This is a genomic window from Marinobacter salexigens, assembly GCF_002806945.1.
Lineage (GTDB): Bacteria > Pseudomonadota > Gammaproteobacteria > Pseudomonadales > Oleiphilaceae > Marinobacter > Marinobacter salexigens.
This window is the reverse complement of the sequence record NZ_NIHC01000001.1, coordinates 1,025,697-1,049,703: the sequence shown is the minus strand read 5'-3', so window position 1 is coordinate 1,049,703 and position 24,007 is coordinate 1,025,697. Positions and strand designations below refer to the sequence as shown.

General features: G+C 55.2%; 26 protein-coding genes. 12 read left to right on the top strand and 14 right to left on the bottom strand.

From position 1 onward, the window contains the following. Window positions 1-148 precede the first annotated feature (148 nt). The 9 genes from hisD to CDH47_RS04850 all read right to left on the bottom strand — a co-directional run bounded on the left by hisD (window position 149) and on the right by CDH47_RS04850 (window position 7,011). Entirely contained in the window at window positions 149-1,456 is a 1,308-nt protein-coding gene (gene hisD / locus CDH47_RS04890; RefSeq protein ID WP_100638674.1) for a histidinol dehydrogenase, read from the bottom strand. 259 nt (window positions 1,457-1,715) lie between these two features. After that, window positions 1,716-2,354 carry an ATP phosphoribosyltransferase gene (gene hisG, locus CDH47_RS04885; protein ID WP_100638673.1) on the bottom strand — a complete coding sequence of 213 codons (639 nt, stop codon included), beginning with the start codon at window positions 2,352-2,354 and terminating at the stop codon, window positions 1,716-1,718. A 29-nt stretch (window positions 2,355-2,383) separates the two neighbouring features. Continuing rightward, window positions 2,384-3,646 (bottom strand): UDP-N-acetylglucosamine 1-carboxyvinyltransferase, encoded by a 1,263-nt coding sequence (murA, locus tag CDH47_RS04880; protein WP_100638672.1) that lies wholly within the window; start codon window positions 3,644-3,646, stop codon window positions 2,384-2,386. A gap of 28 nt (window positions 3,647-3,674) precedes the next feature. After that, the gene (locus tag CDH47_RS04875; protein WP_100638671.1) at window positions 3,675-3,917 is read right to left on the bottom strand and encodes a BolA family protein; all 243 of its coding nucleotides are present in this window, start codon (window positions 3,915-3,917) and stop codon (window positions 3,675-3,677) included. Between the two features lie 25 nt (window positions 3,918-3,942). Continuing rightward, complete coding sequence (locus tag CDH47_RS04870) at window positions 3,943-4,251, bottom strand: STAS domain-containing protein (RefSeq protein WP_100638670.1); 309 nt, start codon at window positions 4,249-4,251, stop codon at window positions 3,943-3,945. Beyond that, complete coding sequence (locus CDH47_RS04865) at window positions 4,248-4,862, bottom strand: MlaC/ttg2D family ABC transporter substrate-binding protein (protein ID WP_239985580.1); 615 nt, start codon at window positions 4,860-4,862, stop codon at window positions 4,248-4,250. Before CDH47_RS04865 ends, CDH47_RS04870 begins: the two co-directional genes overlap by 4 nt. Window positions 4,863-4,935: 73 nt before the next feature. Further along, window positions 4,936-5,385 (bottom strand): outer membrane lipid asymmetry maintenance protein MlaD, encoded by a 450-nt coding sequence (mlaD, locus tag CDH47_RS04860; protein WP_100638668.1) that lies wholly within the window; start codon window positions 5,383-5,385, stop codon window positions 4,936-4,938. Between the two features lie 34 nt (window positions 5,386-5,419). Beyond that, window positions 5,420-6,202: a lipid asymmetry maintenance ABC transporter permease subunit MlaE gene (mlaE, locus tag CDH47_RS04855; RefSeq protein WP_100638667.1), complete on the bottom strand. Its 783-nt coding sequence runs from the start codon at window positions 6,200-6,202 to the stop codon at window positions 5,420-5,422. Continuing rightward, entirely contained in the window at window positions 6,199-7,011 is an 813-nt protein-coding gene (locus CDH47_RS04850; protein ID WP_100638666.1) for an ABC transporter ATP-binding protein, read from the bottom strand. Before CDH47_RS04850 ends, mlaE begins: the two co-directional genes overlap by 4 nt. 318 nt (window positions 7,012-7,329) lie before the next feature. On the opposite strand from CDH47_RS04850, the gene CDH47_RS04845 reads away from it, so the two are divergent. The 12 genes from CDH47_RS04845 (at window position 7,330) to yjgA (ending at window position 16,691) form a co-directional block, all read left to right on the top strand. Continuing rightward, window positions 7,330-8,310, top strand: coding sequence for a KpsF/GutQ family sugar-phosphate isomerase (locus tag CDH47_RS04845; RefSeq protein ID WP_100638665.1), 981 nt, complete (start codon window positions 7,330-7,332; stop codon window positions 8,308-8,310). 22 nt (window positions 8,311-8,332) lie between these two features. Then, window positions 8,333-8,896, top strand: a complete 564-nt coding sequence (locus CDH47_RS04840) for a KdsC family phosphatase (protein ID WP_100638664.1) — start codon at window positions 8,333-8,335, stop codon at window positions 8,894-8,896. Between the two features lie 2 nt (window positions 8,897-8,898). Further along, a complete protein-coding gene (gene lptC / locus CDH47_RS04835) occupies window positions 8,899-9,519 on the top strand; it encodes an LPS export ABC transporter periplasmic protein LptC (protein ID WP_100638663.1) in 621 nt (206 codons plus the stop codon). Beyond that, on the top strand, window positions 9,503-10,039 hold the full coding sequence (gene lptA / locus CDH47_RS04830) for a lipopolysaccharide transport periplasmic protein LptA (RefSeq protein WP_100638662.1): 537 nt from the start codon (window positions 9,503-9,505) through the stop codon (window positions 10,037-10,039). Before lptC ends, lptA begins: the two co-directional genes overlap by 17 nt. Window positions 10,040-10,066: 27 nt before the next feature. After that, window positions 10,067-10,792 (top strand): LPS export ABC transporter ATP-binding protein, encoded by a 726-nt coding sequence (gene lptB, locus CDH47_RS04825; protein WP_100638661.1) that lies wholly within the window; start codon window positions 10,067-10,069, stop codon window positions 10,790-10,792. A gap of 181 nt (window positions 10,793-10,973) precedes the next feature. Further along, on the top strand, window positions 10,974-12,503 hold the full coding sequence (locus CDH47_RS04820) for an RNA polymerase factor sigma-54 (RefSeq protein ID WP_100638778.1): 1,530 nt from the start codon (window positions 10,974-10,976) through the stop codon (window positions 12,501-12,503). A gap of 110 nt (window positions 12,504-12,613) precedes the next feature. Then, entirely contained in the window at window positions 12,614-12,922 is a 309-nt protein-coding gene (gene hpf / locus CDH47_RS04815) for a ribosome hibernation promoting factor (RefSeq protein WP_100638660.1), read from the top strand. An 84-nt stretch (window positions 12,923-13,006) separates the two neighbouring features. Next, a complete protein-coding gene (ptsN, locus tag CDH47_RS04810) occupies window positions 13,007-13,477 on the top strand; it encodes a PTS IIA-like nitrogen regulatory protein PtsN (protein WP_100638659.1) in 471 nt (156 codons plus the stop codon). A gap of 29 nt (window positions 13,478-13,506) precedes the next feature. Beyond that, window positions 13,507-14,391 carry an RNase adapter RapZ gene (gene rapZ / locus CDH47_RS04805; RefSeq protein ID WP_100638658.1) on the top strand — a complete coding sequence of 295 codons (885 nt, stop codon included), beginning with the start codon at window positions 13,507-13,509 and terminating at the stop codon, window positions 14,389-14,391. A gap of 6 nt (window positions 14,392-14,397) precedes the next feature. Continuing rightward, on the top strand, window positions 14,398-14,667 hold the full coding sequence (locus tag CDH47_RS04800; RefSeq protein WP_100638657.1) for an HPr family phosphocarrier protein: 270 nt from the start codon (window positions 14,398-14,400) through the stop codon (window positions 14,665-14,667). A 115-nt stretch (window positions 14,668-14,782) separates the two neighbouring features. Continuing rightward, entirely contained in the window at window positions 14,783-16,144 is a 1,362-nt protein-coding gene (gene mgtE / locus CDH47_RS04795) for a magnesium transporter (RefSeq protein WP_100638656.1), read from the top strand. A gap of 22 nt (window positions 16,145-16,166) precedes the next feature. Further along, on the top strand, window positions 16,167-16,691 hold the full coding sequence (yjgA, locus tag CDH47_RS04790) for a ribosome biogenesis factor YjgA (RefSeq protein ID WP_100638655.1): 525 nt from the start codon (window positions 16,167-16,169) through the stop codon (window positions 16,689-16,691). An 18-nt stretch (window positions 16,692-16,709) separates the two neighbouring features. Here yjgA and CDH47_RS04785 read toward each other — a convergent pair whose 3' ends face one another. The 5 genes from CDH47_RS04785 to mreC are packed head-to-tail and all read right to left on the bottom strand — an operon-like array spanning window position 16,710 to window position 23,964. Beyond that, window positions 16,710-20,507, bottom strand: a complete 3,798-nt coding sequence (locus tag CDH47_RS04785) for a YhdP family phospholipid transporter (protein WP_100638654.1) — start codon at window positions 20,505-20,507, stop codon at window positions 16,710-16,712. Between the two features lie 37 nt (window positions 20,508-20,544). After that, complete coding sequence (gene rng, locus CDH47_RS04780; RefSeq protein ID WP_100638653.1) at window positions 20,545-22,026, bottom strand: ribonuclease G; 1,482 nt, start codon at window positions 22,024-22,026, stop codon at window positions 20,545-20,547. Beyond that, window positions 22,023-22,625 carry a Maf family protein gene (locus CDH47_RS04775; protein WP_100638652.1) on the bottom strand — a complete coding sequence of 201 codons (603 nt, stop codon included), beginning with the start codon at window positions 22,623-22,625 and terminating at the stop codon, window positions 22,023-22,025. The genes rng and CDH47_RS04775 overlap by 4 nt, the downstream gene beginning before the upstream one ends. A gap of 2 nt (window positions 22,626-22,627) precedes the next feature. Beyond that, a complete protein-coding gene (gene mreD / locus CDH47_RS04770) occupies window positions 22,628-23,104 on the bottom strand; it encodes a rod shape-determining protein MreD (RefSeq protein WP_100638651.1) in 477 nt (158 codons plus the stop codon). Beyond that, window positions 23,104-23,964, bottom strand: a complete 861-nt coding sequence (gene mreC, locus CDH47_RS04765) for a rod shape-determining protein MreC (protein WP_239985566.1) — start codon at window positions 23,962-23,964, stop codon at window positions 23,104-23,106. The genes mreD and mreC overlap by 1 nt, the downstream gene beginning before the upstream one ends. Between the last annotated feature and the right edge of the window lie 43 nt (window positions 23,965-24,007).

The window sequence follows — 24,007 nt, the reverse complement described above, 5'->3', positions numbered from 1 at the left end:
TCTCCGGCCGTCCTTGGCCTACGACATTCCCGGAAGACACCCCACCCCAACTGCCTGCAGACTATGGTGATATATTCAAAATGATTCGGCAATAACGCCTTACAGCGCTCAACAATCGGAACTGACTGCGCACAAACTGGCGGTAAGTCTAGTCTCTCTTGATCCGATACTCAGCAGAGCGAGCATGGGCAGTAAGCCCTTCACCTCTCGCCAATACCGACGCAACCCGCCCCATTCGATCCGCGCCCTTGGCGCTGAATCCGATGATAGAGGAACGCTTCTGGAAATCGTAAACGCCCAGCGGCGAAGAGAACCGGGCCGTGCCGCTGGTGGGCAGGACGTGGTTCGGGCCGGCGCAGTAGTCTCCCAGTGCTTCGGCTGTGTAACGGCCCATGAAGATAGCACCAGCGTGGCGAATTTCTTCAAGCAGGGCTTCCGGGTCTTCTACCGATAACTCAAGGTGTTCCGGCGCTATGCGGTTGGAGACTTTTGCGGCTTCGCTCAGGTCTGTAACCTGGATCAACGCCGCACGGTCGGTCATGGAGGTGCGGATGATGTCGGCACGCTCCATGGTGGGGAGCAGTTTGTTGATGCTGGCTTCGACGGCATCAAGGAAAGCCGCATCCGGGCTAATCAATATGGATTGCGCTTGTTCGTCGTGTTCGGCCTGGGAGAACAGGTCCATGGCGATCCAGTCGGGGTCGGTTTTGCCGTCGCAGATCACGAGTATTTCGGATGGGCCGGCGATCATGTCGATGCCGACGGTGCCGAAGACTTCGCGCTTTGCAGTCGCCACGAAGATGTTGCCGGGGCCGACGATTTTGTCTACTGCCGGGATGGTTTCCGTGCCATAGGCCAGCGCCCCAACAGCTTGCGCCCCGCCCACCGTGAACACTCGATCCACGCCTGCGATAGCCGCAGCGGCCAATACCAGATCGTTCACTACGCCATCTGGAGTAGGAACAACCATAATAACTTCGCCCACACCAGCCACTTTGGCAGGAATAGCGTTCATCAAAACAGACGACGGATAGGCCGCTTTACCGCCTGGCACGTATAGACCAGCGCGATCCAATGGCGTCACTTTCTGGCCCAGCACTGTGCCGTCTTCGTCCTGATACTGCCAGGATTTCTGATCCTGGCGCTCGTGGTAATCCCGAACACGCTCAGCCGCTTGCTCAAGCGCCACGCGCTGATCTTCCGGAATGGCTTTCAGGGCTTGCTGCAAACGAGCCTGGCTCATGTCCAGTTCAGCAACGCTGGCAACATTCAGCCGATCAAACTTCTCGGTAAACTCGAGAACAGCCTCGTCACCACGGGTTTTCACTTCATGCAGGATATGACGCACCGACTCGTTCACCTGATGATCAACACTGTCGTCCCATGCCAAAAGCGTGGCCAGCTGGCTATCAAAGTCTGCCTGGGAAGCGTTCAATCGTTTGATGCTTACGGTCATTTCTCAAATCCTGCTTTGGATTATGGATTCATTATTAGGTAAATCAACTCAAGCACTTACAGCCCCCAGAAAGTGCTCATGAAGAGCTTTCAAACACCCACAGTTTGAGGAAGCGATTGGGGTCAGCTTTCCAAAACTGTGCGGAGCCAGGGATGGCGGAGCCAAGCGTACACGGACGTATTCACAGCGTGTTTTGGAAAGCTGACCCCAATCGCTTCGTACACCAAAGTCAGCGCCAAAAGCTCTTCCCGCACAATGTTTAGCGGCGCCTATCCACAGCAGCCGCCATCTTCTCAATGATGGGATTAATCTGCTGGTGCTTCATCTTCATGGAACCACGATTAACCACCAGCCGACTGCTAATGTGATCAATCAACTCCCGGGCCTCAAGGCCATTGGCCTTCAGCGTATTGCCGGTATCCACAATATCAACAATCTCATCTGCCAACCCAAGAATCGGAGCCAACTCCATCGCGCCATACAGCTTGATGATATCTGCCTGCCGCCCCTGTGCCGCGTAATACCGACGCGCCATGTTGACGAACTTGGTGGCAACACGAATACGGCCAACCGGAGGTGTTTCGCCTTTGGGGCCTGCCGTCATCAAGCGGCAGCGGGAGATGTTCAGATCCAGAGGCTCGTAGAGCCCCTCCCCACCATGCTCCATCAATACATCCTTCCCCGTCACGCCTAAATCAGCACCACCGTACTGTACATAAGTAGGCACATCGGTTGCGCGGATAATAAGCACCCGTACACTCGGATCTGTGGTGGGGAACACCAGTTTACGGGATTTCTTGATATCGTCGATCAGCTCAATCCCGGCTTCCGCCAGCAATGGCAGGGTTTCTTCCAGGATTCGCCCTTTCGACAAGGCGATGGTGATGGAATCTGTCATGGGTCTTTCCGGTTTCCCGTTTGTGTCTGTCACGCTGGCAGGCGGCGAATACTTCCACCAAGCAGCTGCAGTTTCTCTTCAATGCACTCGTATCCGCGATCGATATGGTAAATACGATCAATAATGGTATCGCCATCAGCCATCAGGCCTGCGATGACCAGGCTGGCAGATGCACGCAAATCCGTCGCCATAACCGGCGCGCCGGTCAGGTGGCTAACACCCTTGATAATTGCGGCGTTGCCTTCCAGAGTGATATCGGCACCCATGCGGGTCAGTTCCTGCAGGTGCATGAAGCGATTCTCGAAAACAGTCTCGATGATTGTACCCGTGCCTTCTGCAACCGCGTTCATGGCGGCAAACTGTGCCTGCATATCGGTGGGAAAGGCCGGATAAGGGGCGGTGCGAATATTAACCGCCTTAGGGCGCTGGCCTTTCATGTCCAGCTCGATCCAGTTGGGGCCGGATGTTATATGGGCTCCAGCCTCTTCCAGCTTTAGTAGCACTGCGTCCAGCAAATCTGCCCGGGTATCTTTCAGTTTTACCCGGCCACCGGTGGCTGCCGCTGCCACCAGATAGGTTCCGGTTTCAATACGGTCCGGCAACACGTCGTAATGGCAACCGTGCAGGCGCTCGACACCTTCAATTTCAATGGTTGAGCTACCATGCCCGGTGATTTTCGCACCCATGGCAATCAGGCACTCAGCCAGATCCACTACTTCCGGCTCGCGGGCAGCATTCTCGAGGATAGTTTTACCATCGGCCAGAGTTGCAGCCATCAGCAGGTTTTCTGTTCCGGTTACCGTCACCACATCCATGAAGATGTGCGCGCCCTTCAAGCGTCCATTGGTTTTCGCCTTGATGTAACCATTCTCTACCTTGATATCCGCACCCATTTGCTCAAGGCCTTGGATATGAAGGTTTACTGGCCGGCTACCGATGGCGCAACCACCCGGCAGAGACACTTCCGCCTCGCCAAAATGCGCCACGAGAGGGCCCAGCACCAGAATGGAGGCGCGCATGGTTTTAACCAGCTCGTAGGGTGCGTGAAAATGTTTGATGCTGTTGGCGTGAATTTCCACGCTCATTTTCTCATCAATCATCAGTTCCACACCCATGCGCCCCAACAGCTCAATCATGGTGGTCACGTCGTGCAGGTGCGGCAGATTGCCAACGGTCACTGGCTCATCGGCCAACAGAGTGGCCGCAAGAATGGGGAGCGCAGCGTTTTTGGCGCCGGATATCCGGATTTCGCCGTCCAGAGGTTTACGGCCCCGGATTAGAAGTTTGTCCACAATAGTAATCCTGTTGTGTGCGTAAGGCTCAGCCCTGGCGCGCAGCCCATTCAGCCGGTGTAAAGGGTTTCGGGTGAAGGGCGTGAATGGTGCCATCCATGATTTGCTGGAATAGCGCCTTGTTGATCATCTGCTGCCGCTTGATGCTCGACAGGCCTTCAAAGACATCACCTATGACCACGACCATGTAATGGTTACCGTCGATCTGTACCTGCACCTCACAACCGGGCAGTGCTTCTTCAACCAACTGGGTGACTTCGGCGGCGTTCATAGTAAATCCTCAGGTATTATTGAAATCAGGGGCGGGATTGTAACCAATCTGCGAGGCTGCTCAAAGCGGCAAGAGAAACGAGGCGTTCAGGCGCCCCGGTAAACGACAGGGAAATGCCCTGTTTTTCCGCCAGCCGGCTCCAGCATAGAAGCATGGAGAGAATGACACTGTGGGTTGTAGACACGCCGGCAAGGTCCACCACCAACCCCTCGCCCGCGGCTGCAATCAGCCTCTCGCCTTCGGCGCGTAGCGGCGTCACGTTGTGAGCATTGATTGCACCGGAGACAAGCAGCGTGCCTGCCTCCAGCCGAACACCTGGAGCCTCAGCACTCATGATTTATTCACTTCGTCTTCCAGATTCAGGGATTTCACCGCATCACTCCAGCCGTCAATAACAACCTCGACTTGCCCACGGTTGGCTTCCATTTCCTGGGTAAAGCGATCCCTGAAAGAAAGACCTATGTTGACCCCTTCAACGATCACGTTTTCCATCAGCCAGTCACTGCCCTCGCCCCTACGGTACATGGAATAGGTGACTGAATGGCGGTTCCCGGTAGCGGTAATTACTTCCATGCCCACGGAGGCCCGGTTGTCGTTACTTGGGTTGATGGTTGCCCCCTTGACCTTGATTTCAAAATTGTCAGCACTCATCAGTGCCTGGGCATAACTGTCAAACAGACTGCGTTTGAACCTGACTACAAACTCGTCTCTCTGCTCAGGGGTGGCCTGGCGTGCATAGCGGCCCATTACCCGGGCGGCAATCCGACGAAAATCAACGAAACCTTCCAGCGCATCCTCCATGTTCTGGTAAAAAGCTTCAGGATCACTTTCGTAGAGGCCTCGCTCAGCATTAAGCTGGCTCACCAGCCGTTGAGTGTTTTCATCAACGTACTGTTGCAGATCGTCTTCCGGATCCGCCTGAACTGATGCCACACAAAACGCCATCAGTGTCAGGGCAAGCAAAAATCGCTGTGTTATAGCAATCATCTGGCTTCTCCTGTTCTGTCTTTCAGCTGGCTTACTTGCCAGACGCAAAATTACTGATCAGCCGCTCGATGTTCATAGCGGACTGGGTAGAGTAAAACGTATCACCCGGCTTAAGGGAGTCCATCTCACCGCCAATGGATATATCAATATACTGCTCACCCAGCAGTCCGGATGTGCGAATAACAGCAGCACTGTCGGATGGGATATTGTCCACATCGCCATGAATCGACATGGCAACCCGTGCCTGGAAGGTTTCCTTGTTCAGGGTAATGGAATCGACACTACCCACGGTTACCCCGGCCATGGAAACCCTGCCCCGGGGCGTAATGCCACCGGTGTCGTTAAAATCCGCGTAGATGGTGTAGGTGCTTTTGGCAGATTTCGGGGACAACCCACTCACCTGTAATGCCAGAAACAGCAATGCTGCCAATCCGGCAAGCATAAACAGGCCAACTGTGATGTCCGTTGTTCTTTGTGTCATTACCGGCTCCCGGTGTTATCTCGTCAATCGTTAATCAGAAGTTGCCGAACATTACGGCGGTCAGCACAAAATCCAGCCCCAGAACAGCCAGCGAGGAGTAAACCACGGTTTTCGTGGTTGCCGAGCTGATGCCTGCAGAGGTGGGTACACAATCGTAGCCCTGGTATACCGCAATCCAGGCACAGACAAAGCCGAATACGACGCTTTTGATCACGCCATTAACCACGTCGTCCCAGAAGTCTACCGAGGCCTGCATATTGCCCCAGTATGAGCCCTCGAAAACACCCAGCCACTCTACGCCAACCAGCATACCGCCCCAGATACCTACCATGGAAAAGATGATGGCCAGAACCGGCATGGCGATAAAACCAGCCCAGAGCCTGGGTGCTATGACCCGGCGCAGAGGGTCTACACCCATCATTTCCATGCTGGAGAGCTGCTCGGTCGCTTTCATCAGGCCGATTTCAGCGGTTAACGCGGAACCGGCCCGCCCGGCAAACAGCAGTGCGGTTACCACGGGCCCGAGTTCGCGTACCAGAGTAAGCGCAATCATCTGCCCTATGGCGGCTTCGGAGCCAAAATCACTGAGTATGGTGTAGCCCTGCAGGCCCAGCACCATACCGATAAATAAACCAGAAACCACTATAATCGCCAGTGACAGCACACCAACCGAATACAGTTGTTTCATTAAAAGCGGGAAACCGGTTACCGGGCGTGGAACCCCTGACAGCACACCACCAAGAAAACGGCCCGCACGACCGATGGATATGACGGCATCAGCCCCGCTGCGCCCGAGGGAAGCAATTTTGTCGATCAAGAGGCACCTCCCGCTAGCCCAAAGTCCTCGGTCGCTGCCAGGGATGGGTAATGGAAGGGCACAGGCCCGTCCGGATGCCCATTCAAAAACTGCTGCACCTGCTCGGACGGATGATCCTCCAGCTCTGCGGGAGTCCCAGCACCTATTACTTTTCCGTCTGCAATAATGCAGGCGTAATGGCAGATACTCAGGGATTCTTTAACGTCATGGGAAACCAGTACACTGGTGAGCCCCATGGAGCTGTTGAGATCGCGAATCAGCTTCACCAACACACCCATTCCAATAGGATCCTGCCCGGCAAAAGGCTCGTCATACATGATCAGCTCCGGATCCAGCGCAATGCTGCGGGCCAGCGCAACGCGCCGATTCATGCCACCAGAGAGCTCAGACGGCATAAGTTTGCGGGCGCCTCGCAGGCCAACCGCTTCCAGTTTCATCAGCACTATGTCGTTAATCATGTCTTCCGGCAGCTTGGTGTGCACGCGCATCGGGAAGGCCACATTCTCGTATACGCTCAGATCGGTAAACAGCGCACCGCTCTGGAACAGCATGCCCATTCTCTCCCGGAACTTGTAAAGCTCCTTACGGCGGAGCTCCCCAATCGGTTGCCCATCCACAATGATGCTGCCGGCGTCCGGCTGAAGCTGGCCGCCAATCAGACGCAGCAATGTGGTTTTCCCGCTGCCGCTGGGGCCCATGATGGCGGTAATTTTCCCGCGGGGAATTTCCACAGACACACCGTTAAAAATACGGCGATCAGCACGTGAAAACACAACGTCCTTTAATGTTATGTACGAGCGCAAACCCATAATTCTTACCTTTCAGCCCTTAGCTCTTAACCTTCGCCCCGCAGCATTTCGTTCTCAACGCATAATTCTTATGCTTTCAGGGAGCGCTACATTATGCCAAGGAGCCTTTAAGCTCAATCAAAGGTTCCCAAAATGAATTGATAGCAATGATCAATTTTACTGACCTCTTGGTTTAACTTGCGGTAACTCCGCTGCTGAGCTTGCGGGAAATGTTATACTGCCCCACTCTAATCGCACCGTCGCATTTTCAAACAGACAGTGCCGGTCTTTTCAAGCAACAAACAGCCAGTGTTGACCAGAAAGCAGGATCTTCGCCCGATGACCGAGCAAATAGCCTACGATTTCCGGAACCCCGCTCTTCAGGCCATCCGCATTGAGCGGGAGGCAATCAGCGCCCTGGAAACCCGCATTGACGAACACTTCATTCGCGCCTGCGAAGTCATCATGGCCTGCAAGGGCCGTGTTGTCGTGACCGGCATGGGTAAATCCGGCCACATAGGGCACAAGATTGCTGCCACCTTGGCCAGCACCGGCACCCCTTCGTTCTTCGTTCATCCCGGGGAGGCCAGCCACGGCGACATGGGTATGATTACCAGTCAGGACGTGGTGATTGCCATTTCCAATAGCGGCAACACCAGCGAAGTGGTCACCATTCTGCCGCTCATCAAACGCATGGGTGCGCCGCTGATCAGCATGACCGGCAACCCCGCTTCCACATTGGCAAAAGAAGCCGTGGCAAACCTGGATGTGAGCGTTGAAACAGAAGCCTGCCCGCTTGGCCTGGCGCCCACATCCAGCACAACCGCAACCCTGGTGATGGGCGACGCCCTGGCTGTCGCCTTGCTGGAAGCCCGGGGGTTCAGCGCTGAAGATTTCGCGTTCTCCCACCCCGGTGGCAGTTTGGGCCGCAAGCTCCTTCTGCGGGTATCGGACATCATGCATACAGATGGCCGCATACCCATAGTTGAAGAGAACACCACCTTGAGCGGCGCCCTGCTGGAGATTTCCCGCAAGGGGCTGGGTATGACCACGGTGGTTGATGCCACTGGCACCATGACCGGCATTTTCACAGATGGCGACCTGCGCCGCACCCTGGATAAATCCATTGATGTACACACCACCCCCATTCGGGATGTGATGACTCGTAACGGCAGAACAATTCAGCCAGACCAATTGGCTGCCGAGGCGCTTAACGTGATGGAAGGCCTTAAAATCAGCGCGCTTCCGGTGACCGACGAAAGCGGTGCCCTGGTTGGAGCCATCAATATGCACGACCTGCTTCGAGCTGGCGTAATTTAAAGAACAACCTTAAGGCACAACGATGGCAGACCTGAAAAGCCCACTGCAAGAATTCTGGCCAGAGCCCCTGCTGGCCAAAGCGGCGGCTATAAAACTCGTCGCTCTGGATGTTGATGGCATCATGAGTGATGGCAAGATCTACTTCAGCGCCTCGGGTGACGAGCTCAAAGGCTTCAACATTCTGGACGGCCTTGGGCTGAAGCACATCATGGCTGCGGGAATCACCGTAGCCGTCATTACCGGTCGCAGTTCGCCACTGACCGAAAAACGCATGAACGACCTGAAAATCCCACACCTGATGCAGGGCCGGGAAGACAAAAAGATCGCACTGCAGGAACTGGTCAGCACACTGAACATTGCGCCGGAACACATCGCTTATATGGGCGACGATCTACCGGATTTGCCCGCTATTCGCTACGCGGGGCTCGGTATTACCGTGCCCAATGGCTATTGGCTGGTACAGGAATACGCTGATTACTGCACCCGCGCTTCAGGGGGCAACGGCGCTGTGCGCGAGCTGTGCGACCTGCTGCTGACGGCCGGCGGACACCTGAATACCACTCTAGCGCCCTACCTGGAGCCCTGAGCATGGGAGAGAGCGAAAAAAACAACCAGCTCTCCAAACTGGTTCTGAAAAACAAACCCCGGCTACGGATGCTCGGACTGGCTATAACCGTGGCTGTGGCGGTTTTTCTGCTTTGGGAAAGCAATGAGCCGCCACTCAGCAGTTACAGTGATGCCAAACAACTTCGCGGGGAAACAGAGCCCGACGGGTTTGTGATTAATGGCAGCTACACATCTTACGATGAGGCCGGCCAGCGCAAGATTGTATTTACCAGCCCTCGCATCGAACAATTCGAAGAAGGTAACCTGGCCACCATGGAATCGCCCAGAGCCGAGCTTTTCAGCGCCACCGGAGAAGGCCCGTGGATTCTGAATGCGGAGAACGGCAGCCTCAGGCAAAACGACGACCTGCTTAACCTCACCGGAAACGTTCGCGTGGTTCGAACGATTGGTGCCAGGGAAGCAACGCTGAACACCGAAAGCCTGACCCTGGATAACCAGCAGGGCATGGTCTATACCGATGATCCGGTAACAATCACCGACAACCTTGGCATCACCCAGGCCAAGGGCATGAAAGCGTGGATCGACGAGCGCATTCTGGAACTGAACTCCCAGGTGGAAGGACGCTATGAAACCGTTAAATAACTCTGTGCGCAGGCTTCTGGCCACTCTGTTGGTCGCCGGCCTTGCCAGCCAGGCGATGGCCTTTGATCTTGATTCCGACCAGCCTATCACCGTGAGCGCCGACAGCGCCCGCCTGGACGATGGCAAAGGCATCGCCACCTACACAGGGGCGGTTGAGCTGGCTCAAGGCAAAACCCGGCTGTCTGCGGAGCGGGTGGTTCTCTACCGCAGCGATGAAGGCCTTAACCGCATCGAAGCCAGCGGCGCGCCCGCCCGGTATCAGCAGCCGGTGACCAGCGGCGAAGGCGAAACCGATGCCAAGGCCCTGAACATCACGTGGTCTGCCACAGACAAACAGCTTACCTTTGAACGGGAAGCTGTGATTGAGCAAAATGGCAACGTATTCCGCGGCGACATTATTCACTACGATACGGAACAGCGTGTGGTAACCGCTGAAGGTGCCGAAGATACAGGTGCCGGCCCTGGGCGGGTCGAGATGGTTATCCAGCCCCGCGGCAGCAGCGCCGACTCCACCCAATAACAGCTGATTACAGTAAACAGGAATCCGATGGCAGTTCTCAGAGCGAGTAACCTGGCGAAAAGCTACAAACAGAAAAAAGTCGTCATCGATGTGTCGCTTGAAATCCGCAGCGGTGAAATTGTTGGCCTGCTCGGGCCCAATGGAGCCGGCAAAACCACCTGTTTCTACATGATTGTGGGGCTGGTCAACGCAGATAATGGCCGTATAACCATTGATAGCCAGGACATCACTCCCCTACCCATGCACGGCAGGGCGCGCAAGGGTATTGGCTATTTACCCCAGGAGGCTTCGGTATTCCGCAAGCTTTCGGTGCGGGACAATATTATGGCGATTCTGGAAACCCGCAAAAACCTCAGCCGCGCTGAACGCCTGAGCAAGGTTGAACAACTGCTTGAAGAGTTCCACATTACCCATATCCGCGACAGCCAGGGCATGGCGCTCTCTGGTGGTGAGCGGCGCCGGGTGGAAATTGCCCGCGCCCTGGCCATGGAACCTGCTTTCATTCTGCTGGATGAGCCCTTTGCCGGGGTAGACCCCATCTCGGTGAGCGATATCAAACAGATTATCCGCCACCTCCGGGACAAGGGCATAGGCGTGCTGATCACCGACCATAACGTGCGCGATACTCTGGATATCTGCGACACTGCTTACATCGTATCTGGTGGCCACATTATCGCCTCCGGAAACTCTGAAACCATCCTTGCCAACGAGCAGGTCAAAGAAGTGTATCTCGGCAAGGAATTCCGCCTGTAAGCTCTGTTTTATGGAGCGGCGGCAGGCCTGCTCGATTGTTTTGCCGGCCCGGAGCAAGTAAACTCGGCAAAGAACTTGCTAGGTTATGCTTGAGTAGCGGCAAGTGGCCGACACACAAAGACTTTCTGGCCGTAGCAAGAAATTCAGAACGGGTATAAGTGACGGATCCTGAGCGATGGTTATGAAAGCCTCATTACAATTAAAGCTGGGTCAGAGCCTGACCATGACGCCCCAGCTGCAGCAGGCGATCAGGCTTCTACAGCTATCAACCCTCGACCTCCAGCAGGAAATCCAGCAGGCACTGGAGTCCAACCCTCTGCTGGAATCCCAGGAAGACGACGACCAGGTTGACACAGCCACAGTGGATGGCGAGCAAAGCCAGAACAACACTGCAGACGACACCGCCCCAGAGCCCCCGCAGGAGGCCGCAAGCTCCGATTGGGATGAAAGCGAGAGCGGCCCGGACTGGCAAACTGAAAATGAAATTCCGGATACTATTCCTGACGACCTTCCCGTTGATACCGCCTGGGACGATATTTACCAGTCCGCTCCTGCCCCTGCGGCGCGCAACGAAGACGAAAGCGATCACGATTTCGAGACCCGGAACTCCCCCAGCGAAACCCTGCGGGATCATCTTGAATGGCAGCTGAACCTGACGACTATGACCGAGCGGGATCAGGCTATTGCCCACGCGCTCATGGACGCAGTAGACGAGCAAGGCTACCTCACAAGCCCTGTGGAGGAGATATACAGCGGCCTGACGAGCGATTCCGATGAAGACCCTCTGGAACTGGATGAAGTAGAAGCCGTGTTGCGCCGGCTGCAATTCTTCGATCCTCCCGGGGTTTTTGCCCGGGACCTTCAAGACTGCCTGCTGATTCAACTGAATCAACTGCCGCCGGAAACCCCTTGGTTAGTACAGGCACGACTGGTCATCACCCATTACATAAACCTGTTAGGCAACCGTGATTACGCCCAGCTGCTTCGCCGCAGCCGGCTGAAGGAAGATGAATTGCGCGACGTACTTGCGCTGATCACCAGCCTCAATCCGCGCCCGGGTGACATCATAGACCGCACCGAGCCAGACTACGTAATTCCTGATGTTATCGTGCGAAAGCACAATGACCGCTGGCGCGTGGAGCTGAACCCGGAAATAGCCCCGCGCATACGCGTGAATGCAAGCTATGCTTCACTAATAAAGCGTGCCGACAACAGCGCCGATAATACGTATCTGCGGGACCAGCTTCAGGAAGCAAAGTGGTTTATCAAAAGCCTGCAAAGCCGCAACGAAACACTGCTGAAGGTTGCAACCCGAATTGTTGAATACCAACAGGGTTTTCTGGATCACGGCGAGGAGGCTATGAAGCCCCTGATTCTCTCGGATATCGCCGAGCTTGTGGAAATGCACGAATCCACCATTTCCCGGGTGACGACGCAGAAATACATGCACACTCCGCGGGGCGTTTTTGAGCTGAAATACTTTTTCTCCAGCCATGTGAGTACCGACGAAGGCGGAGAATGCTCATCAACCGCTATCCGTGCGATGATCAGAAAGCTGATTGCAGCAGAAACACCGAAAAAGCCATTGAGTGATAACAAGATTGCGACCATGCTGGGAGAACAGGGTATCAAGGTGGCACGGCGCACGGTTGCAAAGTACCGCGAGGCAATGCAGATTCCACCCTCGAACGAACGCAAGCGCCTGGTTTAGACCCTGCACTACCGCATGAAGACAGAGACACATAAAATTCGCTGGGGCAGCCATGCACCAGCACTCAGGCCGGCTCCCAGAGCCGGAAAGAATGAAAACAGGAGACGTCTATGCAAATCAACATTTCAGGCCATCACGTAGAACTGACTCCCGCTCTTAAAGGCTATGTAACTGAAAAGTTTGAGCGACTTGAGCGGCATTTCGACCACATCAGCAACTGCCAGGTAACACTGGAAGTGGACAAGGTTCGGCAGATTGCAGATGCGACGCTCCACGTGGTGGGTGGTGAGATTCACGCAAAGGCGGAAAACGAGGACATGTACGCAGCAATCGACGGCCTCGTCGACAAGCTGGATCGGCAGATCCTCAAGCATAAAGAGAAGACTTTAGACAGGATGCAGGGAAACACCGCCCGCTAAGCGACTGTTTCCAGGCAGGTTATCTAATCAGGCTGCGGCGCGTACAACGTGTCGCAGCTTTTTTCACAGAAGCGCGGTCGATTCATGAGCGACACATCCCTGACAATAGACACCATCCTTACGCCGGAGCTGACTCTGTGCAATGTGCCCGCTTCGAGCAAAAAGCGGGTTCTGGAGTTCATTTCCGAGCAAATTCGCGAGCACAACCATGCTGTAAACGAGGCCCAGATTTTTAACAATCTGATTGCCCGTGAACGGCTGGGCAGTACGGGAATCGGCCAGGGCATCGCCATCCCCCACTGCCGCCTGGAAGGGCTTGGGCAGGTTATTGGCGTACTGGTTACTCTGGAAGAAGCCGTTGATTTTGACGCCATCGACAACCAGCCGGTGGACCTTTTGTTTGCACTTATAGTGCCCAAAGAAGCTACCAGCGAGCATCTTGAGCTACTGAGCCAGCTCGCCGAGAAATTCAATGACCGCTCTTTTTGCGACAGCCTGAGGCAATGCGAAGATGCGCAAACGCTCTATCAACGCATGACCGTCGCAAGCGCTTAACATCCACTCTGGCAACAGGCTGTATCACTATGAAGCTGATCATCGTCAGTGGCCGGTCAGGTTCCGGCAAGAGTACGGCTCTTCACGTTCTGGAAGATCTGGGATTCTACTGCATCGACAACCTGCCCATTGGCTTGTTGTTCCCGCTAACCCGGGAAGCCGCAAACCAGACGGCACCGGGGCGGCTCGACAAAATGGCCGTCAGCATTGATGCCCGCAATCTCTCTGGCGAGTTAGCTAATTTTGAGGAGATTCATCGCAAGCTCCGCAGAGATGAGATTCAGGTGGAAGTGATCTATCTGGACGCAGATGAACAGTCGCTCCTGCAGCGGTTTCATGCCACCCGGCGCAAGCACCCTCTCAGCGATGACAAAACCTCCCTGAGGGAGGCCATCAGCAATGAAAAAGCCCTGCTTGAACCGCTATCCAAGCTTGCAGACTTGCACATCAACACCAAAGGGCTGTCGATGTATGAACTGCGGGATATGGTGAAGCAACGGGTTGCCGGCCGAAAAGACCAGGAGCTTGCACTGCTGTTCCAGTCTTTCGGGTTCAAACACGGCGTGCCGCTGGATTCTGATTATGTGTTTGATGTGCGCTGCCTGCCTAACCCCTACTGGGACAACAGCTTGCGCAAGTTTACCGGCCTGGACCAGCCGGTGATCGAATTTCTTGAGAGTGAGCCCGCCAGCGCTAAAATGGTAAACGATTTGATCGGGTTTCTGGAAAACTGGATTCCGTCTTTTGCCGACAGTAACCGTAGCTATATGACTATTTCCATTGGCTGCACGGGTGGCCAACACCGGTCTGTGTATATTTGCGAGCAGCTGGGACAACACTTCGGCGAACAAAGCAGCAACGTACAGGTACGCCATGCTGAACTACCCCACCTGCAGGCCCGGAAAGAGATCTGATCTGCCGTGATTCGCCATCCCGTTGTTATCATTAACAAACTTGGCCTGCACGCCCGGGCCACTGCGAAGCTGGTAGCCACGGCTTCGCAGTTTGATAGCTCCATTAAACTTTGCGGCAAGGGCCGCGAGGTGGATGCAAAGAACATTATGCAGGTGATGATGCTCGCCGCCAGCAAAGGCACAGAAGTGGAGCTGGTGGCCGACGGCCCGGACGAAGAACAAGCCATAACAGCGCTTGCCGAATTGATTAATGACTATTTTGGTGAGGGCGAGTAGACCTCTCGCTTTCACAGCATTCTGCCAGGTTTTTCCAGCGCCTCCCTGCAACTCTTTCTCACGCGTAAAGGCTAACTCCGTTATAATGCAGCCGTTTTCTGACTGCAGGTGATTCATGTCCGATATTCTGGAAAAAAGCCAGGCTCGCCAGCGTTTACGCTCACTAAGCGAGGCCTTGGATAGCGGTGCGCTAAAGCAGGTTGCCCGTATTCTCAACGGCGGCCTCAGCCCTAGTGATATCGCTCACCTGCTTGAATCATCGCCACCACGCCAGCGCGCCCTGCTCTGGAACCTGGTTGACAAACAGCTGGAAGGCGATGTTCTTCAGTACCTTAATGAAGATATTCGTGCTGAATACCTGAGCCGCCTGAACGCTCAGGAACTGGCAGATATTGTAGAAGACTACGAGTCAGACGATCTCGCCGACCTTTTGCAGCAGTTGCCGGATAAGGTGATCCAGGAAGTTCTGGACGCCATGGACGAACAGGACCGGCAGCGGGTTGAAGAAGTTCTCTCCTACCCGGAAGACACCGCCGGCGGCCTGATGAACACGGACACTATCACCGTCCGCCCTGACATCAGCATCGATGTAGTATTGCGTTATCTGCGCCGCCACCGGGCACTGCCCCCAATGACAGACAGCCTGATTGTGGTGAGCCGGCGCGATGAATTTATCGGCATGCTGCCCATCACGAAAATGCTTGTATCGAATCAGGCTGCCACTGTGCGGGAGGTGATGGACACAGATATTGAACCCATTCCGGTCGGCCTTTCAGACACCAAGGTAGCCACCCTGTTTGAGCGTTACGACCTTATTTCCGCCCCGGTTGTGGATCAGGAAGGGCATTTGCTTGGCCGCATCACCATCGATGATGTGGTGGATGTTATTCGGGAAGATGCTGACCATTCGCTGATGAGTATGGCGGGCCTGGATGATGACGAAGATACTTTTGCCCCGGTCTGGAAAACCACAAGGCGCCGCGCAATCTGGCTGGGTGTTAACCTGCTTACTGCTTTCATTGCCTCAGGTGTTATCGGCCTGTTTGAAGACACCATCGAAAAAGTGGTTGCCTTGGCGGTACTCATGCCCATTGTAGCCAGTATGGGGGGAATTGCCGGCAGCCAGACCCTCACTCTCGTAATCCGGGGTATGGCAGTTGGGCAAATCAGCGGCACCAATGTGGGCTGGCTGCTGAACCGGGAGTTTCTTTCCGGTATTCTCAACGGCGTGCTTTGGGCCACGGTTGTCGCCGCTGCGGCAACCGTCTGGTTTCAGGATTTGCTGATAGGTGCCATTATCGCGGCCGCGCTCATCATCAACCTGGTTGCTGCAGCCTTGGTGGGCACAGTACTGCCGCTGTTTTTGAAATCCCGTAACATCGACCCGGCACTGGCAGGCAGCGTTATACTTACAACGGTCACGGATGTGACCGGTTTTATGTCATTCCTTGGCCTTGCCACCATTTTCTACGCTTGAACGCATAAATCTGGATAAAATCATGATCGACAATCACGAAGATGAGGCTCCGCAATACTCAGGCCCAAGCAAGTCTCAGCTCAAGCGGGAGATGCACGCACTTCAGGACCTGGGCAAACGGATGATGGAGTTGAGCAACGAACAGCTCGATACTCTCAGTATTAGCGATACCCTGAGAAGCGCGATTGAGGAATCTCGCAGAATCAGGCAGAACGAAGCCAAGCGTCGTCACCTGCAGTACATTGGCAAGATTATCCGGCATGAAGACGACCCGGAGGCGGTGAAGCGCGCCATTGACGCTTTTGATTCGGGAAGCGTGGAGCATACCCGCCGTCACCATCTGGCTGAACGCTGGCGTGACCGAATGCTTGCTGAAGGCGATTCGGTTGCCGGCGAGTTCTTTAATTACTGCCCAGGCGCCGACATACAGCATTTGCGCAATCTGGTTCGCAATGCCCGTAAAGATCTGGAAAAACAGAAAAACACCGGGCAGGCCCGCAAGCTGTTTCGCTATCTGCGAGAGTGTGTTGACGAAGCCGAAGCCTGATTCAGGTAACCGTGTTTGTTATTTACCTGTGTCGAACACACTGCGCAAATCGACTATGGGTTCGTCCCAGGTGCCGGTCACGTTGTAGGTGGCACTGGTGAGCCTGCTAAGCGGATCGCCCAGTACCTTGTCCAGCACAAACAGTGCACCTCCGATGGGTGCACTGGCACCCATCAATAACGCCGCCAGTGGCAGGTTCTGGGTGAGGGGCAGGACCACGACTAGGCGCATATCAAACACTTCATCCACCAGGTTTGTACTGCCGCTGAGTTTGAAGGCTCCTGAAGGCCCAACCACCTGAAGCTCTGGATCCATTGTCAGCAGGCCATTCTCAAGACGTGCCTTGCCCGAGATTGCGTCAAAGGCGACTCCGCGCTTATACAGGTCCGAAAAATCCAGCTTGAGCCTGCGCCAAAGCGTATCGGCATTAAGCAGGTTAAAGAGCCTGAACACCTGCGCACTGTTGTTGCTCTCCAGAATCATACCGTCATCCAGGCGAAAGCTGATGTTCCCGCTTAGTCCTGAAAGCTCGAATTCATCGGGGCGGCCCGGCCAATCCAGCTTTAACTCGATACTGCTCTGCTTATTGGAGAGCGGAATTTCAGCATCAAAAAGCTCTTCGAGATCCGCCAGAGCGCCCCCGGTTATCGAGCCTGAAAACTGGCTGGCTTCCCGATTATCAATAACACTCCAGGCCATATCACCCTGCAAAATAATCGACTTGAGGCGACCTTCAATGCCGGTTATGTTCAGTTTCTGGTGTTCTGGCCTCAGCTGAAAAGACCAGCGCCCGAGGCTATCTTCATTGAGGCGAAGATTAGCTATAGCAACATCTATATCCGGCCAGTTCGCCATGTCCATCGCCCGGAAGGCCTCAAGCTGCTGCTCTATGGTCAACAGCTCCGGTATTTCCGCCTCTGCGCTTTCATTGCGGATCAGGTGCACCTCTGCAAAATCAGCTTTTACAAGGCTGCGATCATTCGGAATAACAATCCGGCCTACTGCCCGCTCCGACTGGGTGCTTAATACCCAGCGATCGCCCAGATCAAACGCCTCCAGTTGAATGTTTGTCAGGGTTTGATCCCCCAGATGCAGCTCCCCGAAGGTCATCTCTACCCCGGAATCTTTCCACAAAAGATCAAACGTTGCGCGATTGTCCCAGGTACCTGAAAAGCCCAAACCTCTTTCCGCTTCGGTGTCTATTTCGACAATCAACGGTGCCGGATCTTTGGCCTCTTTGGAAAAAGGCGCGAGCCAGTCGATAGCCAAACCTTCCAGGCTGGAAATTACCCTTACCTGCGGCGCCTCGCCCTCAAAAACATCCAACTGCCCAACATAGTCAAACGCGCCCTTCAGGCCATAATGGCTGCTATTCGCGTCGCCACCTACCTCTTCCAAAGACTCCATCATTCCCATCTGGCGCAATACGCCGGGTACCGACGACGTGCCGGTTTGCTCTATCCTGAGTCCGTTTGCCGTTTGTGGCTGACTGAATGCAACACTGACCGGCTCACCCAGAAAACTCGCTTTGAGAGGCGCTCCGGAAAAACCACTCACCGAATGGTAAGTCAGCGCACCGGAAATCCCGCTCCACTGCAGGCCTGAGGCCGGATGTGCTATCGAGCCATTGGCGGTGCGTACCTTGGCCTCAACCACGGGGGAGGCATTATCCCTGAGAGGCAGGTCAATCGACAGATCAAGCTCGTAGTCTCCGCCATAACCGAGTTTGGCCGCCTCGGGACCGGCCATCTCGCCAAAGGGACTGTTTTTCATCCAGTACGTAATGGTATCAGCGGGAACAGGCGCGGAAACGTCCACGCGCACCAGCGCCCCCTCTTCTTCGGGAATGACAGCGACCGTGCCCGGATCAAGCGTCAGCCCCCCTGTCGTTCCCGCTTCCAGCGATACCAGTGTGTCACCGTTCTGGATGGCAACACGCCCGCGCGCGCCAGTCACCGCGGGCCACTGGCTATCGTAGCGAACGGTGGCGTTATCAAACTCGTACCACATGGACGAAACAAACGACCCTGGAGGTGCACCGGCACCAATCTGGCCGTGCCCGAAGTATGTCCCGGACCTTATGTCCGCCTTTGTAATTGAGGCAGTCAGCCAATCGTACAGCCCGGCATCGACAATTTTCTGTGGAACAAACGCCGCCAGCATTGAGGCCTCACCATTCTTGAGCCCGACGCGAAGGCCAAGATTGTCATCGCCCTGCGTATCCAGCCTCAGATCGAAGGCTCCATCCAGGCGAGTGTTGGCGCCGTAGCTCATGCGTATGTCGTCAGCGTAAACACGGGTCACAGAGCCATCCAGCTTCCAGGCTACGGTGGCAGACAACTCGGGCAAGGACCACTCGCTGCTGAACAACTCCGGAAACGAAAGTACAACCGGCTGAGCACCTGCATGGGCCCGCACGTAACCGGCATTCTGATCCAGATATATGAAGCCGTGCACTCCGCTCACTGCAGGTGCCCCTCCGTGTGCAGCGGCCCCCACATCCCGAAGCCGGCCCGAGAACTCAAAGCTGCTGTTATCGCTTCCTGGAATACGGATTGTTACGCCATCGAGAAATCCCACGGGGCGATAATTGTCCAATGCATCAATAGCCACTGATGGCAGCAGGGGCAATGCACCTGCCAAGCGCCTCAACGGACGCAGCGGCATGGCATCTGCAGTAACGGTGATTCCCTGTGGTTCTGGCAGCAGCTTCAGGCTGAATGGCGACACCTGGTCTCCATTCCAGGTCCAGGCCAGTTGCTCAAGATGCCACTCACCCACTGTCTCTGGCCGGCTCCCGCCCTGCTCTGGCGCCTCCATCACCGCACTGTGGCGACGCCAGCCGAAGCGGGCACTGATATCTTCCAGTGGAGCCAGCGACTCAAAGCCCGCCCCCAGTTGCAGATAGGGTGTTCTCACGGTACCACTCACCTGTTGCAAGACACCCTCGCGGAAGGTTAGCCAGGCTTCGCCCCCCAGATCGAACCCTTCAACGCGGAGGTCCCGCCACTGGTACTCATCAATCAGCCCGTCAAACAGGCGCCCGGAATCCACGTTGAGGTATAGCTGGCCACTGAAATTCCCTCGGAAGAATTGTTTTCCCACAAGGCTGAAACTGGCGAGTTGCTGGGTTGTCGCGGATTGCATAGCGCGACCTGATGCCCGGAATAATCCCTGTTGGTACATCAAATCAAGCTGGGGAATATCCAGGTGGCGCAGCTGGCCCTGGTTGTCACGGATACCCAGATTAACGCGGGTGACTTTTATGTAGGGGTCGGACAGCCACTTCCCGGCCACGTTGAGCCAGTTGCGATAGCGGTTGTTCATAGGCTCCGGAACATCGGCGCCCCGAACACCCAGTTCTCCACTGCCCCCCTGGCTGAGGGTCAATTCAAGCCCGTCGGCTTCAAAATCTTCAAAAACAATTCTGAATCGCAGCAGCGAGGCGAGGGCATCAAAGCGGATGGTCAAATGTTGCAGATTCAGCACCCGGTCACCGGAATCCGGATTGATGACTTCTATGTCTTGTGCGGTAAACGAGGGGTCGAGCCAGTACCAGCGTGAGGACAAGCGCCCAATGCTGACTTCGTGCCCCAGACGATCCGTAAGCTCGCGCGCGAGCTCGTCGCGGAAGCTATCCACGTTCTGGGTGAGCTGCCTGCCAATACCCGCATAGAGCGCAAGCAGAACCAGCACAGCCAGCAAAAGCCACCATACAGCACCGGTAAACAATGCCATGAGACGAACGGGTTGACTGTTCGGCCGGCTCTCCTGCAAGGATGGTGGGTTTTCAGAGGGGGGCTTCGTGGGTGTCATTACCTGTCACCCCTTGGGCCGGTGTATCGCCCCGGAATCAGAGCAAAACGACATCGTACTGCTCCTGGCTGTAAAACGGCTCCACCTGGAAGCGAACGGTCTTGGCGATAAAGGTTTCAAGATCCGCCACGTTGTCAGCTTCTTCATCAACAAGGCGGTCAACTACGCTCTGGGAAGCCATCACCAGATAGCTTTCTGCGTCGTAGGCTCGATTGATCCTCAGGATTTCCCGGAAAATTTCGAAACACACTGTTTCGCTGGTTTTAAGGAAACCCCTGCCGTCGCATATTGGGCAAGACTCACACAGAACCTGGCCGAGGCTTTCTGTGGTCCGTTTTCGGGTCATTTCCACAAGACCCAGCTCAGACACGCCGGTAATCTTGGTTTTGGCGTGGTCACGCTCGAGCATTTTTTCCAGCATACGGTGAACCTGGCGCTGGTGCTCCGCATCTTCCATGTCGATAAAATCGATGATGATGATACCGCCCAAATTGCGCAGGCGCAGTTGGCGACTGATTGCTCGAGCAGCTTCCAGGTTGGTCTTGAAGATCGTTTCTTCAAGATTGCGGTGACCCACAAAAGCGCCGGTGTTGATATCGATGGTGGTCATGGCTTCGGTCTGATCAATGATTACATAGCCACCGGACTTGAGCTGTACTTTGCGGCTTAATGCCTTCTGGATTTCATCCTCTACCGAGTAAAGGTCAAAAATTGGCCGTTCTCCGGGATAGTACTCCACTTTATCAGCAAACTCGGTCACAAATTCGTCAACAAACTCCATGACCCGCTGGTGACTTTCGCGGCTATCGATTCGCACTTTTTCAGTCTGCGGACGGATAAGATCACGGATGGTGCGGATGAACAGGGGTAAATCCTTGTAAACAGCGGCCGGCGCCTGCACTTTTTCAATCCGCTCATGAATGGACTGGCTAAGGTGGTGCAGGTAGTTCATATCCGCCAGCAACTCCTCTCCGGTGGCAGCTTCAGCCGCGGTGCGGATAATGTACCCACCCTGCACATCCGGATGCTCTGCCGCGCCCTCTTCAACGAGACCTTTCAACCGGCTTCGCTCGGTTTCGTCCTCAATTCTCTGGGAAATTCCCACGTGACAGACATCAGGCATGAATACCAGATAACGGGAGGGTATGGAGAGCTGCGTGGTAAGTCGGGCGCCTTTTGTGCCAATGGGGTCTTTGGTGACCTGAACCACCAATGACTGCCCTTCTCGCAGCAAAGTGCGGATGTCTGGAACGGTTTTCGGCCCCTCACCGGGAACGGCTGCACTGGACTGGCTTGGCACCACATCGGAGGCATGAATAAACGCTGCCCGTTCCAGCCCTATGTCTACAAACGCTGCCTCCATACCGGGAAGCACGCGCACAACCTTGCCTTTGTAGATATTTCCAACAATGCCTTTGCGGCTGGCGCGCTCAATATAGGCTTCTTGCAGCATGCCGTTCTCAACCAGCGCGACCCGGGTTTCAACCGGTGTTACGTTGATCAGGATTTCTTCGCTCATGTTTGGCTCTCCCGACTACTCGACCAGTGTTTCCATACAGGGTAGCCGGCGTCTGCCAACAAGGCAGCTGTTTCCTGTAATGGCAGGCCCACAACTGCACTGTAGCTCCCTTTGATTTCCTTCACAAAAATACCACCCAGCCCCTGAATCCCGTAACTTCCGGCCTTGTCCATGGGCTCACCCGAGGCCGCATAAGCTACAATCTCACTCTTCGAGAGTACCCGAAAGGTAACTTCTGTAGTAACCAGACGGGATTCACAGCCATCATCTCTGGCCAGTGCAATGGCAGTCATCACCTGATGTGTTTTGCCAGACAAGCTTGCCAGCATGGTTTCCGCATCCGCTTCATCGGATGGCTTGCCAAGAATTGCGCCATCAAGAACCACAGATGTATCTGAACCCAGAACCCACTTCCCGGGAAAATGGGCAGACACCGCAAGCGCTTTCTCCCGGGCAAGCCGCTCAACGTAATCCCCGGGCACTTCAGAAGCCCGTGTGGATTCATCAATATGAGCCGGGTGCATAGCGAAAGGCACGCCGATTTGCGTAAGCAGCTCCGCACGGCGCGGCGATGCTGAAGCGAGAATGATAGATGCCATGGCTACCCCAGTTTCCGGTTAATGTTGTCCAGCAGTATGCAGAACACCGGCCAGATCAACGCACTGGTGAGTGCCGGCCAAAGGTAGCTGAAACCTGCATCTTCACCGCCAAACATCTGTTTAATAAAGTGCACCAGCATTTGGTTTATACCCAACAGCAGAAAAACCATCAGGCACTGCTGCGGCATGGGGTACATACGCAACCGCTGGTGGACTGTGAGTACCAGAAAGGCGATCAGCCCCATACCCAGTGCATTAACGCCCAACGGGGTTGCTTCCAACACATCCAGAAACAGCCCCAGGCACCAGGCAAGCAGGACGCCGAACTGTGCCGGGGCGCGGAAGGTCCAGTAAAAGACGACCAAACCCAGCCACTCGGGGCGAAACTCGAACCAGCCTGCAGGAAAGAGGGAAATGCTCAACACCAGTGACGCGATCACTGACAGTACAAACACCGGGTAACTGATAACAGACAGCATCAGCCCTGCCCCTCCTGTGCTGCTTCTTTGGCCGGGATGCTGGATGGCAAATCATCACTCGCCTCCGGCTCTGAGGAAGCGCTGCTTTTTGGCGGGAATACAATCAGCACGAGACGGCTCTGGTTGAGCTGCGCCTTTGGACGGGCCCGTATAGTGACAAAGGGCTCTCCCGATTCTTTATTGATCTGGCTAACCTCTGCAACAGGGTAGCCACGGGGAAAGCGCCCTCCAAGACCGGAACTTACCAGAAGGTCGCCTTCACGAATGTCGGCAGTGTCTGGCACGTGAACCAACTCGAGGGTGCCGGAATCGCCGGTACCCAGCAGAATGGCCCTGAGCCCGTTGCGCACAACCTCAACAGGAACCGCATGGCTGCTGTCGGAGACAAGCAGTACGCGGGAAGCGACCTGGCTGGTTTGCACAACCTGCCCCATCAGGCCATGGGCGTCCAATATAGCCTGCCCTATCTGCAAGCCATCACTGAGACCTTTATTGATAATGATTTCGTGGGAATAGGGATCTGGCGACACACCCACCACTTCGCTGACGATAACCCGGTCATCGAGCAATTCCGAGGAGTTCATCAAACGTCGGAGTTCGTTGTTTTCGGAAGCCAAGGCGGCGTACTTGAGGGCCCTGCGTTCAAGGATAAGCAGGCGGGCTTTCAGATCTTCGTTTTCCTGTTTCACATCTTCACGGGTGGTGAACAGGCCGGCAACCCAATCACTGACCTGATAGGGGGCATTACCCAGCCAGTAAACCGGTGTGAGAGCGGTTGCCAGGGTACTGCGAACAGGAGTTACGCGGTCGAATTGCTGGTCGGCGACGATCAGCGCCACCGACACAATAATAACGAGCAAAAGCCGGAGGCCTGGCGCAGGCCCCTGAACAAAAATGGTTTTA

Bases quoted from the DNA above. Each gene is read 5' to 3' on its own strand.
- hisD (WP_100638674.1), bottom strand. From the start codon at position 1,456: ATGACCGTAAGCATCAAACGATTGAACGCTTCCCAGGCAGACTTTGAT.
- hisG (WP_100638673.1), bottom strand. From the start codon at position 2,354: ATGACAGATTCCATCACCATCGCCTTGTCGAAAGGGCGAATCCTGGAA.
- CDH47_RS04875 (WP_100638671.1), bottom strand. From the start codon at position 3,917: ATGAACGCCGCCGAAGTCACCCAGTTGGTTGAAGAAGCACTGCCCGGT.
- CDH47_RS04870 (WP_100638670.1), bottom strand. From the start codon at position 4,251: ATGAGTGCTGAGGCTCCAGGTGTTCGGCTGGAGGCAGGCACGCTGCTT.
- CDH47_RS04865 (WP_239985580.1), bottom strand. From the start codon at position 4,862: ATGGCGTTTTGTGTGGCATCAGTTCAGGCGGATCCGGAAGACGATCTG.
- mlaD (WP_100638668.1), bottom strand. From the start codon at position 5,385: ATGACACAAAGAACAACGGACATCACAGTTGGCCTGTTTATGCTTGCC.
- CDH47_RS04850 (WP_100638666.1), bottom strand. From the start codon at position 7,011: ATGGGTTTGCGCTCGTACATAACATTAAAGGACGTTGTGTTTTCACGT.
- CDH47_RS04845 (WP_100638665.1), top strand. From the start codon at position 7,330: ATGACCGAGCAAATAGCCTACGATTTCCGGAACCCCGCTCTTCAGGCC.
- CDH47_RS04840 (WP_100638664.1), top strand. From the start codon at position 8,333: ATGGCAGACCTGAAAAGCCCACTGCAAGAATTCTGGCCAGAGCCCCTG.
- lptC (WP_100638663.1), top strand. From the start codon at position 8,899: ATGGGAGAGAGCGAAAAAAACAACCAGCTCTCCAAACTGGTTCTGAAA.
- lptA (WP_100638662.1), top strand. From the start codon at position 9,503: ATGAAACCGTTAAATAACTCTGTGCGCAGGCTTCTGGCCACTCTGTTG.
- lptB (WP_100638661.1), top strand. From the start codon at position 10,067: ATGGCAGTTCTCAGAGCGAGTAACCTGGCGAAAAGCTACAAACAGAAA.
- CDH47_RS04820 (WP_100638778.1), top strand. From the start codon at position 10,974: ATGAAAGCCTCATTACAATTAAAGCTGGGTCAGAGCCTGACCATGACG.
- hpf (WP_100638660.1), top strand. From the start codon at position 12,614: ATGCAAATCAACATTTCAGGCCATCACGTAGAACTGACTCCCGCTCTT.
- ptsN (WP_100638659.1), top strand. From the start codon at position 13,007: ATGAGCGACACATCCCTGACAATAGACACCATCCTTACGCCGGAGCTG.
- rapZ (WP_100638658.1), top strand. From the start codon at position 13,507: ATGAAGCTGATCATCGTCAGTGGCCGGTCAGGTTCCGGCAAGAGTACG.
- mgtE (WP_100638656.1), top strand. From the start codon at position 14,783: ATGTCCGATATTCTGGAAAAAAGCCAGGCTCGCCAGCGTTTACGCTCA.
- yjgA (WP_100638655.1), top strand. From the start codon at position 16,167: ATGATCGACAATCACGAAGATGAGGCTCCGCAATACTCAGGCCCAAGC.
- CDH47_RS04785 (WP_100638654.1), bottom strand. From the start codon at position 20,507: ATGACACCCACGAAGCCCCCCTCTGAAAACCCACCATCCTTGCAGGAG.
- rng (WP_100638653.1), bottom strand. From the start codon at position 22,026: ATGAGCGAAGAAATCCTGATCAACGTAACACCGGTTGAAACCCGGGTC.
- CDH47_RS04775 (WP_100638652.1), bottom strand. From the start codon at position 22,625: ATGGCATCTATCATTCTCGCTTCAGCATCGCCGCGCCGTGCGGAGCTG.
- mreD (WP_100638651.1), bottom strand. From the start codon at position 23,104: ATGCTGTCTGTTATCAGTTACCCGGTGTTTGTACTGTCAGTGATCGCG.